9 protein-coding genes, 1 tRNA gene and 1 pseudogene are annotated in these 15,838 nt (G+C 45.0%); 4 read left to right on the top strand and 7 right to left on the bottom strand.

Going from position 1 to position 15,838, the window contains the following annotated elements:
• Positions 1 to 88: 88 nt before the first annotated feature.
• The 5 genes and pseudogenes from lptC to gyrA form a co-directional block, all read right to left on the bottom strand.
• Positions 89 to 730, bottom strand: a pseudogene (gene lptC, locus BN102_RS08080) (LPS export ABC transporter periplasmic protein LptC); the annotation flags it as partial.
• Positions 727 to 2,082: a tetratricopeptide repeat protein gene (locus tag BN102_RS08075; RefSeq protein WP_036787862.1), complete on the bottom strand. Its 1,356-nt coding sequence runs from the start codon at positions 2,080 to 2,082 to the stop codon at positions 727 to 729. The gene BN102_RS08075 and the pseudogene lptC, both read right to left, overlap by 4 nt.
• A 45-nt stretch (positions 2,083 to 2,127) precedes the next feature.
• Complete coding sequence (gene bamG, locus BN102_RS08070) at positions 2,128 to 3,426, bottom strand: BamG family beta-barrel-assembly machinery protein (protein WP_019208615.1); 1,299 nt, start codon at positions 3,424 to 3,426, stop codon at positions 2,128 to 2,130.
• Between the two features lie 360 nt (positions 3,427 to 3,786).
• Positions 3,787 to 5,007 (bottom strand): hypothetical protein, encoded by a 1,221-nt coding sequence (locus BN102_RS08065; protein WP_036787785.1) that lies wholly within the window; start codon positions 5,005 to 5,007, stop codon positions 3,787 to 3,789.
• Between the two features lie 12 nt (positions 5,008 to 5,019).
• Positions 5,020 to 7,605 carry a DNA gyrase subunit A gene (gyrA, locus tag BN102_RS08060; RefSeq protein ID WP_019208613.1) on the bottom strand — a complete coding sequence of 862 codons (2,586 nt, stop codon included), beginning with the start codon at positions 7,603 to 7,605 and terminating at the stop codon, positions 5,020 to 5,022.
• A gap of 420 nt (positions 7,606 to 8,025) precedes the next feature.
• On the opposite strand from gyrA, the gene BN102_RS08055 reads away from it, so the two are divergent.
• Positions 8,026 to 10,542 (top strand): ATP-dependent Clp protease ATP-binding subunit, encoded by a 2,517-nt coding sequence (locus tag BN102_RS08055; protein WP_019208612.1) that lies wholly within the window; start codon positions 8,026 to 8,028, stop codon positions 10,540 to 10,542.
• A gap of 102 nt (positions 10,543 to 10,644) precedes the next feature.
• Positions 10,645 to 12,690 (top strand): molecular chaperone HtpG, encoded by a 2,046-nt coding sequence (gene htpG, locus BN102_RS08050; RefSeq protein WP_019208611.1) that lies wholly within the window; start codon positions 10,645 to 10,647, stop codon positions 12,688 to 12,690.
• 398 nt (positions 12,691 to 13,088) lie between these two features.
• On the opposite strand, the gene BN102_RS08045 is transcribed toward htpG, so the two are convergent.
• A complete protein-coding gene (locus BN102_RS08045; protein WP_019208610.1) occupies positions 13,089 to 13,487 on the bottom strand; it encodes a YccF domain-containing protein in 399 nt (132 codons plus the stop codon).
• 64 nt (positions 13,488 to 13,551) lie between these two features.
• On the opposite strand from BN102_RS08045, the gene pgeF reads away from it, so the two are divergent.
• On the top strand, positions 13,552 to 14,355 hold the full coding sequence (gene pgeF / locus BN102_RS08040; RefSeq protein ID WP_245545375.1) for a peptidoglycan editing factor PgeF: 804 nt from the start codon (positions 13,552 to 13,554) through the stop codon (positions 14,353 to 14,355).
• Here pgeF and tilS read toward each other — a convergent pair.
• Positions 14,332 to 15,636: a tRNA lysidine(34) synthetase TilS gene (gene tilS, locus BN102_RS08035; protein ID WP_019208608.1), complete on the bottom strand. Its 1,305-nt coding sequence runs from the start codon at positions 15,634 to 15,636 to the stop codon at positions 14,332 to 14,334. The two genes, pgeF and tilS, sit on opposite strands and share 24 nt — an antisense overlap.
• 144 nt (positions 15,637 to 15,780) lie before the next feature.
• Here tilS and BN102_RS08030 point away from each other — a divergent pair.
• Positions 15,781 to 15,838, top strand: a tRNA-Lys gene (locus BN102_RS08030).

The raw sequence follows: 15,838 nt of genomic DNA, 5'->3' as shown, positions 1-15,838 counted from the left end.
GACGGAGCTTGTCGTCATAATTTTTCCTTATCGATGGCCTGGCCATGCTCGAAGGTCTGGTATTCAAGCTGTCCGGAGCATTTTCGACATTTGTCTCGGCAGCGGATTCCGAAGTTTGAGTACTGTCGTTAGCTGCGTTGCTGACAGTAAAGATGCCGGAGTTGTTATATATCGTATATTCTGTAAGTTGCTGATTCGATTCGAATCCGTATTGGCCGCTGATCTCGCTTTGATCGGCTCGTTCTATACGGATGTATTTATTAGAATAGATCTTTTGTTTTTCTTCATCCCAGAATAGCAGTTGCGTATCGAATTTATCGCCTTGTAAATTCTGGAGGTGTACATTGCTCCGTAATTCCCATAGTTTTTTCCTGTTGAAATAATAGGCTGTGTCGGCTTTGATATTGGCGTCGATATGAAATAGGGTATCGAATTTTTCCAAGTATATGCCTCGTTCGAAAGCCCAATAAGGAGGATTCTTTTTATCGAATACGTCCCACTTTTCAGCAACAATTTTATATCGGATCAGTCCGGAATCGGAGATATAGGTGGTAACTCCCAACGTCTCCATCGTAGCGATAGTGTCTTCCTTCGAAATAGATTTAGCCAAGTTTTCATCTTTGTTGGAACACGAGGGCGATAAAATGAACATAACAGTCGCCCAACAAGCAACTGTTATGTGTAAGATGGCAGGGTAGGGTTTTGATATGTTTACCGTATGCTTCATCATCTGATGGTGGTGGTTTCGCCGATCCAACCGCCGATAGTGACGGAGTCACCTTTTTTCAGGCCCAGGAAGAACAAGTCTTCATCCTTGGGGGTATGGCGGGAATAAGTACTGATCAATTTGTTTGCTTCTTCCGTTACGCTGGGATCGACGGACTTAGCGCGCTGACATCTGTCGATAGCAGCAAAATAGGTACACATATTCAACGCATTTTCATCGCTCCAACGCGGACTTTGCGCATACATCTGGGCAATTAACAGATGGGGTTTGCCATTGTTACCGTCCAAGCTGATAGCTTTCAGCGCATATTGTTTAGCGCGGCTCAACAGGTTCTTTGAGAGGAGGATGACGGCAGTCTTATAAGCGATGTCGCTTTTCTTCATAGCATCCGCTTCCAAGTCGAGTGCTTGATCGAAATAACTTAAGCACTTATCCAAATCTCCTTTTTTATAGTACATATAACCGCATCCTAAGGCGGTGGCCGCAGTCGGTTCAATCGCATGGGCAGCTTCGGAGGCGGCGAAATACGCGTCTTGTTCCGTACAGCCTAACATTTGCATCACGCTTATGACTTGTTTCAGGTAATCGATATTGGTTTTGTTAGCTTCGACTTTCGGAGCATAGATTGTCTGTAAGTTGTCACAAGTCGCGACACCGCTGTTGATGAAGTAAGCGTCGATATTTTCTTTAGTCTGTTTCATTAGGTTTTTCTTCGATGCATTCGTTTCTGCCTTATACGCTTCATCAGCCAGATTTGAAGCTGTCAGATAGTCTTGAATGAATTGTTCTTTATGATTTTCATCCTCTTTGACTAATTTTGCCGAAATATCGATGAATTCGGTTAAAACATAATAATCGCTTCTGGCTTTCTCTTCTTCAATCGATTCTTTGTACAGGTTATAGGCAACTTTCAAGTCCGGACATCCCATCGTATAGTAGTCGTGGGCCTTCAGTCCGATAACCGATCCTTTTGTTACCGGAGTTTTTACAATCGCATTCAGATTATCCAGGTATTGAAGACGTTGATCATAAATTTTCATCAATTCATCGAAATAAGCTTTCCGCTTTGCGGCATCCTGTTCGTTAGCGATGAACCAACGCATGATCTTTGCCCCATTCGTGTAAGTAGCCGACTGAGCCCAAGGCGCTTCATTAAATACACTTTTCCAAGGGGTGTAAGCGTCTTTAAAGTTTTCGGTCTTCACATATTCCGTATAGATGCTGATATTCTGCAAACATCTTAGACTATCTTCACCGTGACCGAAACGAGAACCATCAGATGCTCCTGTTTGAGCCAAAGCATTTGTCGCACCCACAGATAGCATGAACAATGCCGTAAAAGTCTTTATTTTCATCGTCATATAATTATTTATTAATTAAATTCTACAGCAATTTCCGTATTAATCGACTTTCCATTTCATAAACCAACGTTCGTTAAATGTGAGTCCGATATTGATCCTCAAATAGTTTTCCTCCAGCATTCCGCTTACTTTGGGCTTGACGTGGACATACTGTCCGGAAAGGTTCAGGAATGATTTGTAGTTATATAAAAATATAGGCAAACCTACTCCTATGCTAACGCCATACTCTTGTGCTCCGCGTTGACCGTTAATTTTGGTGTAGGGCTCTGAGTAATAGGCTCCCGTTCTATAATAAATTCTTTTATAATAACTTCTCCCGATTTTATCGGGAAGATATTCAAGGCCCGCGGATAGCTTTTTACGATTGGTCAGCTGATTTTTCTCGCCGAAAAACGAGGTATCCCCCCATTGCTGAAAGGTGAAATCAGCACCTATAGTCAATTTATCTTTATAATTATAGGTAAAGCCGGCACCTAATGTCTTGGGCAATTCGAATCCTCTTCTTATGGTGTCACCGGAATAGGTAAGGGTAACTAAACTGCCGTTATTGTTCATTTTCAACTCATTATAACGATACCCTTTTGCATTCATTTTGTGGCCCAAGCCATAAATAGCGCCGATAGTCAATTTATGATCCTTGTTCATATTCAATGTGTATTGCAGCCCCAAGTCCAATTTATAGTCTCGAACGGCAATTTCGTCGCTTTTTACGCTGATATAAGCATTCGCATTGCTAAAGCTCGTCGAAACGGAATGATCGATGTCTCCATAAAGATAAGAGGCATTGAAACCTATCGATAAATTCTTTAACAGGTTATATCCCAAACCTACGAAAACTTGTTGTATGCCACCACTACCGTCATAGCTTGAAGTGGACGTGACGCTCGCATTCGTATGCTCATCTACGAGGTTTTTGGCAGTTTGAAAATTATATCCTACGGTAGAATAAGGTACAAAACCAACCGTCATACCTAATCTTTTATACAATCGGTATTGCACGGCTACATAATCGAAACTCGCATTTTTTACGTTCGCCTTCATATTATTCTCTTTAAAATTTGCATTCTGAAGAGAGAACCCCGTATCGAATATAAAAGTTAATGAATCGACTGCCGAATAGGAGGCTGGATTAGAGACGTTTATATGAAAACCATTACGTAAACCGTAGCCGATTCCTCCCATAGCTTTATTATTACCGAACCCTTGGTCCGACAACAGACCAAATCCATACCGGGTGTAAGGTGAATTAGTGCTCGGCGACACACCATTCTGTGCAAAAGCCATCAAAACCAATGTATTTAAAAGCAAAGCACTTATCAGTCTTTTATAATCGATCATTAGTTAATATTCTTATCTTATCTTGCAAAAGCAAATAAATTTATTTGCAAAGATGTCATTTTTTCATTTTCTATCCAAATCAGAATACAAAGTAAAGTAAAAAAAGAATAAGTCGGGTAATAAAAAGCGGTATTTGTGAGGATTTAATGATTATTTAATGGATTTTTTCATCTGAATATGGAAAGGTCGACAGGATCTGTACAAAGGTTGTGGTAGTGCGGGTGTGGGAGATAATGAACATTCTGACTACGAAAATAATTTCACCATTTATAATTAAACATAATATTGATTATAAAAAATAACGAAGAGGCCTCGATCCGAAGATCAAGGCCTCTTATGCATACTTATCATACGCTCTTATCAGATATCCAATTCCTTAGATAGCGCATCGTATTCCGACTTATTCAACTTCCAATAAATATTCAGCAAATAATTTCCCCATAACTGTTTTTTGTCCGGAGCCAATTCTTTTGCCTTCAGGTAATGTGGCAATGCTTTCTCATACAAATCTTTGATCTTCGCTTCATTGGCGTTATAATTCGGATCGTCGATGGCAATTTTTGAATTTTCTTCCACAATGGCTTGCGCCGGGAAGAAATAGCAATCACCTATTTTGGCATTGGCTTCTGGAAGAAGTTCCTTATCGAGAGCAATGATTTTGTTGAAAGTACTTTCAGCATTGGAATAATCTTTCTTTTCATATTGTAAGACTCCTTTTACATAAAGTAAATACGAAGTTTCTCCTTGCTGTGCAAGGAGTTGGTCAATCTGATTCAAACCTTCGTCAATCTGGCCTTTACGGATATAATTATCCATTAAATTACCTACAAAGTAATCTTGTTTCGGAAATCTTTGGAAACCCTCTTTGATCGTTTCCAACCATTTGGTCGAATCGCCGGTCTCTCTGTCCCCATAAGCTTCAGCCAGAAACATTAATGAGCGATATCCTTCCTCTTTGTCATTTTTGCCGATAGCACCGTATTTCATAACGTCATCTTTATCGTTTAGCATCTGGGCAGCTAAAACGGCATAATTGGCATACAATGCATTCAACGTGTCGTTTTTAACAGCAGTATCCTCGGCGAACAAGGGATCTTCGCCCGTATCGACAAACATGCCGAAATATTTTAAGGCACTTTGATAATCTCCTTTATTATAAGCGTCTGCCCCCCCGTTGACGAGGTTGATGCGAACTTTCTTTAATTCCTCAGCTAATTTCTTATGGAGTTTTGCTTTTTTCAAAGCGCCGCTCTGAACGGCTGCCTGCTCTACTTTATCGGCTTTCAAGTAATACTCGAACATGTTTACCAAGCTATTATACAGCTTGGTGGTATCCGCCGTCTGATTAGGTAAAAATAATTTCATATTTTCACTGTCATAGATCGCTTTCTGGAAATCTCCAGCCATTTTCCATGTCTCGGGATTATTTGCCGTCTCAGGATCAGTCAAAGCAGGCAGAATGGCAGTCGCTGCTTTTTCAGGATCGTTCTTCAAACTTTTAGCTTCTTTTATTACGCTAACTTGAGCGTAAGCAAAAGTTCCGATTACTAATAAAGCCACTGTAAATAATACCTTCTTCATAATTGTGTGGATTTAATTGTTGATTTTATTATGATTGTTATTTTCATCCTTGTCGTCATCTTTTTCTCCGATCTTGTTTTCGTTGATAGACGGTTGTACCGTTGTTGCCCTATTGGGCTCTTCCACATCTTCTTCCATCTTGTCTTCATTTGCTTCAGAATTGACTTTGCAAACGGATGCAATTTCGTCATTCCGTTTTTCCAGATTGATAAGACGGACGCCTTGGGTAGCGCGTCCCATGATCCTGACATCAGCCAATTTCAAGCGAATGGTAATTCCCGACTTATTAATGATCATCAGATCGTGATCGTTCGTTACTGCCTTAATAGCAATGAGTTTACCGGTCTTATCCGTGATATTCAGCGTTTTGACACCTTTCCCACCCCGATTAGTCAAGCGATAATCCGCTATTTCCGAACGTTTTCCATATCCTTGTTCAGATACGACCATGATTGTCTCCTGCTGGGAATCTTTAATGCGGACCATCCCGACTACCGCATCGTTCGCATCGTCCAACCTCATTCCGTGTACCCCTGTTGCGGTACGTCCCATCATACGGACCGTACGTTCATTGAAACGAATAGCCCGACCATTTTTGTTAGCGATAATAATTTCATCTTCGCGAAGCGTCAGACAGACGTCGATCACCTCATCTCCCGGCAGGATATTAATGGCGTTGATACCGTTTGTACGAGGACGAGAATATTGCTCTAATAAAGTCTTCTTTACGATGCCCTGGCGCGTACAGAACATCAAGCAGTGACTGTGGATGTAATCAGTATCGGTCAAATCCTTGATACGGATATAGGCTGTCACCGCATCGCCGGCTTCAATATTCAATACGTTTTGGATGGCGCGCCCTTTAGAAGTCTTTGTGCCTTCGGGAATTTCATATACTTTTAGCCAGAAACATCTGCCTTTTTTGGTAAAGAACATCATCGTGTTGTGCATGGTTGCAGGGTAGATATGTTCTACAAAATCGGAATCACGGGTTTCGCTACCTTTGGAACCGACTCCTCCTCTATTCTGAGTACGGAAATCAGCTAAGGGAGTACGTTTGATATATCCCATGTGGGAGATGGTAATAACCATGTTATCGTCAGCGTAAAAGTCTTCCGGGTTGAAGCTGTCGTCCGCATCGTATCTGATTTCCGTACGACGAGCGTCGCCATATTTCTCTTTGATTTCGAGGAGCTCGTCCTTGATCACTTTTTTGCAAAGTTCCGGATCTGAAAGGATTTGCTCGAAATAGGCAATCTGTCTCTCCAATTCGTTGTATTCGGCATGCAGTTGGTCTTGGGACAGGCCGGTCAATTGGCGTAAGCGCATCTCGACGATAGCTTTGGCCTGGACATCGTCCAATTCAAAACGTTTGCACAAGTTTTCCACTGCTTCCTGGGGAGTTTTCGAGGCGCGGATGAGGCGGACCACTTCGTCGATATTATCGCACGCGATAATCAACCCTTCGAGAATATGCGCACGTTCCCGAGCTTTTTGCAGGTCGTATCGGGTACGTCGGACAACGACATCGTGTCTGTGTGCTACGAAATTTTTGATCAGATCTTTCAGATTCAAACATTTCGGACGTCCGTGCACCAAAGCGATATTATTTACGCTGAAAGTCGATTGCAAAGCAGTCATTTTAAACAATTTGTTCAAAACGACGTTGGCGTTGGCATCCCGTTTTATGTCGATGACGATACGCATGCCTTCGCGGTCGGATTCATCGTTTACATAAGCTATTCCTTCAATCTTTTTGTCACTGACCAACGTAGCGATATTTTCAATGAGCTCTTTTTTGTTTACATTATAAGGTATTTCATGTACGATGATCTTATCGTGAGTTTCTTCGCTTTCGATTTCCGTGTTAGCTCTCATGACAATTCTGCCCTTACCGGTTTCGTATGCGTCGCGGACACCGCCAATGCCATAGATAAAGCCTCCTGTCGGAAAATCCGGAGCTTTCACATATTTCATCAATCCGGCCACATCAATGTCATTATCATCGATATAGGCGATGCACCCGTCGATCACTTCCGAAAGGTTATGGGTAGGCATATTCGTTGCCATACCGACCGCAATGCCCGAAGCTCCGTTCACTAATAGATTAGGTATACGGGTGGGCATCACGGTAGGCTCTTTGAGCGTATCGTCAAAATTGTTGACCATGTCTACAGTATCTTTATATAAATCCTGCATCATGTCTTCTCCGATCGGCCTTAAACGGGCCTCCGTATAACGCATGGCCGCTGCGCTGTCGCCATCGATGGAACCGAAGTTGCCTTGCCCGTCTACTAAAGGATAACGCATCGCCCAATTCTGTGCCAAGCGTACCAGGGCGCCATAGACGGAGGAGTCGCCATGCGGATGATATTTTCCGAGGACCTCTCCTACTATTCTCGCTGATTTTTTATATGGTTTATCGGATGTATTACCCAACTCCATCATCCCATAAAGGATACGACGGTGAACAGGTTTAAATCCGTCACGAACATCCGGGAGGGCACGCGCTACGATTACCGACATGGAATAATCGATATACGATGACTTCATTTCCTCGTCGATGTTTACTTTTATGATTCTGTCTTGTTCCTGCATTTCATTCTTAATATAAGATGGATTTTCAAAAATCCCTGTAAAAATACGACTTTCAAGCGACATACGAAAAAAAAGTTTGAAAAAGTTTTTCCTTAACATGTTTTTAGAGGTAATTATTAAATGCCATTCTCTTGCTGTATTTATACTTCTAAAAGGAAAAGGCAAGTGTTTAGCCCGTGTGCGGTGCGCATAACTGATTCGACGACCGAAACAATTTTAATAATTTACCGCTTGGAAATGATAAAATACCATAAAACGAGGTATATTTGTTTATTCTTAACGGAGACGATCGACGAGGGACAGGTGTTTCCGTTTTGGCACGTATTTTGTAAAAGAAGAAAAAGTATTTTTATTTAAGAGAAGATTTGAATTTAATTCGTGTATATTTGTATGTAATTAGACTTAGGAAGCGTATAATTTATGAAAAATCAATTTTCACAACGGGTAACAGATATAATAACCTATAGCAAAGAAGAAGCATGGCGTCTTCAAAACAACTACATCGGGCCGGAACATTTGCTGCTGGGACTTATTCGAGACGGAGACGGCAAAGCTATCGACGTGTTGAACGGGATGCATGTTAATTTGTCCGAAGTAAAGTATAGCATCGAGGAGTTGCTCAAACTCCGTGCAAAAGTTCAAGAAATAACGGGCGATGAAGAAATTAATTTGAATGAACAAGCTTCGCGCGTATTGAAACTCTGCATCTTGGAATCCAAATTGTTGAATAACGATGTGGCTGATTCGGAACATATATTATTGGCTATCATGAAATTGGACAAGAACGATGCGCGTAACCTGCTGGAGATGTACGGCGTGACCTACCAAAAGGTCTACGATCAACTTTCGCTGAAGCCTGATATTCACAGCGGTTTGGGATTTAGCGAAGACGAGGAGGAAGAGGAGAATATGCCGGGCAGGAATCTGAACAGGCCTATGGGCAATGCTCAACAGCAAACGCGCACCCGCCCCTCTCAGAACGATACCCCCGCTCTCGATGCTTTTAGTACGGATTTGACCAGATTGGCGGAGGAAGGAAAATTAGATCCTGTGATCGGACGAGATAAGGAAATCGAGCGGGTGGCTCAAATCCTCTCTCGCCGGAAGAAAAACAACCCTGTCCTAATCGGCGAACCGGGCGTAGGCAAATCCGCGATCGTAGAAGGGCTGGCCTTACGAATCATCCAGAAGAAAGTATCGCGTATATTATTTGGCAAGCGGGTCGTTTCGCTCGACCTGGCGGCTGTCGTTGCCGGAACAAAGTATCGCGGACAGTTCGAAGAGCGCCTGCGCTCCATCTTGGGCGAACTGAAGAAAAATACGAATGTCATTCTGTTTATCGATGAGATTCATACCATTATAGGAGCTGGGTCTGCGGCCGGTTCCATGGATGCGGCGAATATGTTGAAACCTTCTCTCTCGCGCGGCGAGATTCAATGTATCGGCGCCACGACCTTAGACGAATATCGCCAAAGCATCGAAAAGGACAGAGCGTTGGAACGTCGTTTCCAGAAGATCATCATCGAACCGACCACCGTAGACGAAACCCTGCAAATCCTTCAGCAGATCAAGGATAAGTACGAAGATCATCACAACGTGTTTTATACCGACGAAGCCTTACAGGCTTGCGTTCGTTTGACGGATCGATATATTACGGATCGCTTTTTCCCGGATAAAGCCATCGATGCCATGGACGAGGCCGGATCGCGCGTACACCTGATCAATATTGCCGCACCGAAGGAAATCGAAGAACAGGAAAAACGGATTGAAGATACGAAGGAATTGAAGAATCAGGCTGTACGGTCTCAGAATTTCGAACTGGCGGCGAACTATCGCGACAAAGAGAAAACATTGGAATTGCAATTGGAAGCCTTGCGCGACCAATGGGAACTCCAGATGAAAGAGAACCGGCATACGGTGGACGGACCTCAAATCGAAGACGTCGTCTCGATGATGTCCGGTGTTCCCGTACAGCGAATGGTACAATCGGAAGGCAAGCGATTGCTGACCATGCGCGACGATCTGAAAGCAACCGTGATCGGCCAAGATAAAGCCATCGACGTGTTAGTAAAAGCCATTCAGCGAAACCGGTTAGGACTCAAAGAGCCGAACCGGCCTATCGGTACTTTCATGTTCGTAGGACCTACCGGCGTGGGAAAAACCTTCTTGGCGCAGCAATTGGCACTGTTGATGTTCGGATCGAAGGATGCCGTCATTCGGGTAGATATGAGCGAGTACGTACAGGACTTTAACGTGTCTCGACTCATCGGAGCGCCTCCGGGTTACGTAGGGTTTGAAGAAGGCGGGCAATTGACGGAAAAGGTTCGTCGGAAGCCTTATTCGATCGTTTTGCTCGACGAGATAGAAAAAGCCCATCAGAACGTATATAATATCTTGCTGCAAGTAATGGACGAAGGACGTTTGACGGACGGTCAGGGGCGCACCATCGATTTCAAGAACACCATCCTTATCATGACTTCCAATGTCGGCAGCCGCGAATTGAAAGATTTCGGAAAAGGGATCGGGTTCACTACGGATCTGAGCAAGAGTCTGGAAGACAAAGCCCGCACCGTCATCACCAAGGCGTTGAACAAGCGGTTTGCTCCGGAATTTATCAACCGGCTGGACGAAGTTATCAATTTCGAACAGCTGAATATGGACGCTTTGATCAAAATCATCGATATAGAGCTCAAAGGTCTGATCGATCGTATTGAAAAGATCGGATATCATTTTGAAATCGATGCCGAAGCCAAAAAGTTCGTGGCAGAAAAAGGATACGATATCGAATATGGTGCCCGTCCGCTGAAGCGTGCCGTCCAGAAATATATCGAAGACGAGCTTTCGGAATGTATGCTGGCTTCGGAATGGAAAGCCGGCGACACCATCCGGGCTTCTTACGACAAGGAGAAAGAAAAATTAGTCATGTCGATTCGATAACGGTATTCGGTATCTTCACCGACAAAATGTCAGATACGTTCGTATCTGGCATTTTTTTTGTTTCTCTCGTTTTCAAAAATTGAAATTCAAAATAATAACAGTATGCAAAAAGGTCAGATAGGGGTAACCACGGAAAACATATTCCCCGTTATTAAAAAATTCTTGTACAGCGATCATGAAATTTTCCTTCGCGAGTTGGTCTCCAATGCGGTCGACGCTACGCAAAAACTCAAAACGTTGGCTTCGAAAGGCGATTTTAAAGGTGAATTGGGCGATCTGACGATTCGGATTGATCTCCAGAAAGACACCTTGACCGTCTCGGACAAAGGCATCGGCATGACGGCTGAAGAAATCGACAAATACATCAATCAGATCGCTTTTTCCGGAGCGAACGACTTCCTCGAAAAATATAAAGACGATGCGAATGCCATTATCGGACATTTCGGACTGGGGTTCTACGCCGCCTTCATGGTTTCTAAAAAGGTGGAAATCGTTACCAAGTCTTATCAGGAAGGGGCGCAAGCGGTGCGTTGGACATGCGACGGATCACCCTCGTTTACCATCGAAGAGGCGGATAAGGCCGATCGCGGCACGGATATCATCCTCCATATCGACGACGATGCCAAGGAGTTCTTGGAAGAATCGCGCGTGAGCGACCTGTTGAAGAAGTATTGCCGTTTCTTGCCCATCCCTATCGCATTTGGCAAGAAAAAGGAATGGAAAGACGGCAAACAGGTGGAGACGACCGAAGATTTGATTATCAATGACGTCAATCCGTTGTGGACCCGTCGGCCGGCAGATCTGAAGGACGAGGATTATAAGAATTTCTATCGCGACCTCTATCCCATGTCTGACGAACCGCTATTCTGGATTCATCTGAATGTGGATTATCCCTTCCATTTAACGGGTATTCTTTACTTCCCCAAAGTTCGTCGAAATGTGGAATTGCAAAAGAACAAAATCCAACTCTATTGCAACCAGGTATTCGTTACCGACAGCGTGGAAGGCATCGTACCCGAATTTATGACGTTGCTGCACGGGGTCATCGACTCGCCGGATATCCCCTTGAACGTATCCCGTTCGTATTTGCAAAGCGACGCGAACGTAAAGAAGATCGCCACCTACATCACCAAGAAAGTGGCAGACCGACTGGATCAGCTCTTTAAGAACGATCGGAAGGAATACGAGAAAAAATGGGACGACTTGAAAGTTTTCATCGACTTCGGCATGCTGACCCAGGACGAGTTCTATACGCGCGCCACCAAGTTCGTATTGCTGAAAGATACGGAAGGACATTATTATACTTTGGACGAATACAAGGAGCTCATCCAAGGCGAGCAGACAGACAAGAACGGGACGGTAGTCTACCTCTATGCCAATAACAAGGACGACCAATACAGTTACATCGAGGCCGCCAATAACAAAGGATATAACGTATTGCTGATGGATGGGGAGATTGACGTGGCGATGGTGAACCTCTTGGAACAAAAATTGGAAAAAACGCGTTTTACACGGGTGGACAGCGAGGTGACAGATCGGCTTATCCCGAAAGCGGACGCTGAGAAATCGAAGCTTCAAGCTGCTCAGACGGATATGCTTTCCACCCTGTTCAGCTCGCAGATGCCGAAGCACGAAAAGATGGAATTCCATGTCGAAACCCAAGCGATGGGCGAAAATAACGGACCGGTCGTGATCACCCAAAGCGAATACATGCGACGGATGAAAGACATGGCCCATATCCAAAACGGTATGAGCTTCTATGGAGAAATGCCGGACATGTACACGGTGGTGCTGAACGTGGATCATCGATTGATAAAAGACGTATTAAGCGAGGCGGAGCGTAAGTGCAAACCGACTATCGAACCCATAGACGCCGAAATCGCCGCCATAGAGAAACGTCGCGACGAACTGCTTCGATTGAAAGAAGGAAAGAAAGAAGAAGAAATTCCGCAGGCGGAAAAAGACGAATGGACCGAGACGGAACAAAAAATTTCCGACAAGAAGAACCAAAAAGAGGCTATCATCACCCATTATGCGAAAGAGAATCAGGTTGTACATCAGCTAATCGACTTGGCCCTCTTGCAAAATAACCTCTTGCGGGGAGAAGCTTTGGATGCCTTCATTAAACGGAGCATCCGTCTGATTTGAGCGATCGATCGCCGTACCTCGGCGGAGACGTCCCAAACTCCATTGTTGAAGTCGAAAATAGAACCGACGGGGTATTTTACCTCGCGAGACAGGTTGTACAACCTGTCCGTTGACGTCCCGGATCCCGCCGGATACGTCGGGTAACCTGTCCGTTGACATCCCGAACCTCACCGGATACGTCGGGTAACCTGTCCGTTGAGGTTAGACAACCTCAAATTTGACGTTTCGGACGTGTCCGGATAGGTTGTACAACCTATCCGACGGGATAAACAACCTCGCCGACGGGATAAACAACCTCGCCGACGGGATCCCGAACGTATCTTATCCTTATTTGGGGCTGGGATACGCTTTTTAAACGAGTCGTCGGCAGGGAGAAACGATCCGAGTGGTAAGCTCTTTTACATGCCGTATCGGGAACGGGATCGACGACCGACGATCTCTCTCCCGAAAGGAGTCAGAGCGAGGTGAGCCATCTTCAAGTGCTGCTTCCCGAACGGAATACCGATGATCGTAATGGATAGCAAGACCCCGAAGAAAACGTGAGTAAGGCATATCCAAACGCCTCCGATAAAGAACCAGATGAAATTCATCAGCGTGCTCAGACAGCCTGGTTGCCCTTCGGCGGGGCGGACATACGAACCGAACGGCCACAGGCATAGCAGACCTAATTTCATCGTTTGCAAACCGAACGGAATGCCGATGACCGTGAGCATCAGTCCGATGCTCGCTATAAAATACTCTACGGCCGTGGCTCCGCCGCCAAGGAGTAACCAGACGATATTGCCTATCAATCTCATGTTTTCCGCTCATTTATCGTTTTCCACAGTGCAAATATACGATATTTTCGTACCTTCGCAGCAAATGAGATTTATAATTGATGCTGAAACGATGTCGTATCTTACCCAAAGGCACTTTATCACTTATCATCTGTTGGAAACCCATCCGGAAATCATCGCTTTCTCCACGACCCGCCACGGCGGTTGCAGCAAGGGGACGTATGCGACGTTCAATTGTACGGTTCACGGCGGAGATTCGGAAAAACATGCCGCACGGAATTTGCATGCGCTGTCGAGGTTGTTCCCCGAACCGCCGAAAGCGTTCGTCATTCCTCATCAATGCCATAGGGACAGCATTTGTTTGGTGAATACTCCCGATATTCCCTCCAAATTAGAAGGTATCGATGCCGTGGTAACAGCTGTCCCCCGTATCTGTGCATGCGTATCTACAGCCGATTGTGTGCCCGTTTTGCTGTACGATCCGGTAAAGAAAGTGGTGGCTGCCGTACATTCGGGTTGGCGCGGAACGGTTATCCGTATCGTCGAGACGGTTATCCAAACGATGAGACAGCACTATGCCTGCGATGCCAAAGATATTTTGGCGTGTATCGGACCGAGCATTTCCGTCGACGCCTTTGAAGTCGGCGACGAAGTCTATGAGGCTTTCCGCAATGCCGGCTTCGACATGAATACGATAGCCCGACACGACGAAAAATGGCACATCAATCTCTGGGAAGCTAATCGGCAAATACTGTCGGATCAGGGGGTCGGAGAAGGGCACACAGAGATTTCAGGGATTTGTACTTATACCCATTCGGAGGATTTCTTCTCGGCGCGACGTCTGGGCAATCGTTCCGGACGAATTTTAAACGGAATCATGCTGCTCTGACAGACGGAGAATCAACACCCGTCTGGTTTGATCGGTAATGCGGAAACGATGGTCGATCCGTTCTCCGATGAGCCACACGATATCCTCTCCGGAACATGCCACATACTGCCCCTCTTTTCGGAAGAGCGAAAATTTCCGATCGGTCAGATAATCGCTTACCTTTTTCTTTCCGGTCATTCCGAACGGGATGAACTTATCCCCTCTCTCCCACCGTCGAACCTTCAGCGGTAAGTGAAGTTTGTCGGCATCCAAATAGGCGATCTCTTTATCCGATGTGATGCAGAAAGAGCTACCTTTATCGACAATTTTCATAACTAACTGAGGCTCAATAGATGGATATTCCTTCTTCAAAGCAACGAGTTGAGTCCTGTCGCGCAAAACTTTCCATTTTTCGGATAAAAACAGCTTACCCGACTGACTATGCAGGCCGTCACAGATCTCTTTTATTTGGGCGGTATTGAAACCCAGTGGAGAAAGGAACTCGAACAGCACGGAGGACGGCGATACCTCTTGCCAAAGCAATGGGATATCCATGATTTTCTCCTCCGGCTCATCCTTGACAAGCGTTCGTCTGACAGCTTCTTGCATAGCCAAACGACATACGACTGCCGACTCCGAAAGGTGATTCGCCGTCTCAGCGATTTTCTCGCTCACCGACGGATTTATTTCGCGCAACAAGGGCAACACCTCCAAACGAATCTTGTTCCGGACGAATTTATTCTCCAGATTGGTGCTATCTGTTACATACTCCTGTTCCAATCGTTTTAAATATTCCAGAATCTCCGTCCGGCTGACGTTTAATAAGGGACGAACGATATATCCGTTTTTCGCCGGGATGCCTCGTAAGCCGTTGATACCGGTTCCACGAATTAGGTTCAGCAAAACCGTCTCCACACTATCATCCCGATGGTGGGCGAGGGCGATGACATCCGCTCCTATCTCCTTGCGCAACTGTTCAAACCAATGGTAACGGAGTTCTCTTGCGGCCATTTCTATGGAAAGACGATGCGTTTGCGCATACGTTACCGTATCGAAACGGATGACATGCAGCGGTATCTGTTGCTCCTCGCACAGTCGACGGACAAACTCTTCGTCCCTATCCGATTCTTCGCCTCGCAGAAGAAAGTTGCAATGCGCCGCTTCACAGGCATAGCCCATGGACGATAGAATGCGTAACAGCGCTACGGAGTCGGCTCCGCCGCTTAGGGCAACAAGGACTTTCTGATTAGGAAAGAACAATGCTTTGTCTTCAATGAATGTCTTGACCGTTTGCCGTAACATGTGCACAAAATTAATATATTTTGTTGATAAGCAGGTATCGGCCGGAAGATTGATTTTTACCATCGGCAAAAAGCTTCCAAAAGATTTGGCGAATCGAAAGGAATGGCCTACCTTTGCCGCCGCTCAAACCAAAGAAGCATCCTTAGCTCAGTTGGCAGAGCAACTGACTCTTAATCAGTGGGTCCAGGGTTCGAATCCCTGA

The sequence above is a fragment of the Phocaeicola abscessus CCUG 55929 genome, from assembly GCF_000312445.1.
GTDB classification, from domain to species: Bacteria; Bacteroidota; Bacteroidia; order Bacteroidales; family Bacteroidaceae; genus Phocaeicola; species Phocaeicola abscessus.
The sequence above is the reverse complement of the archived record's forward strand: the minus strand, read 5'-3'. Positions and strand labels throughout refer to the sequence as shown.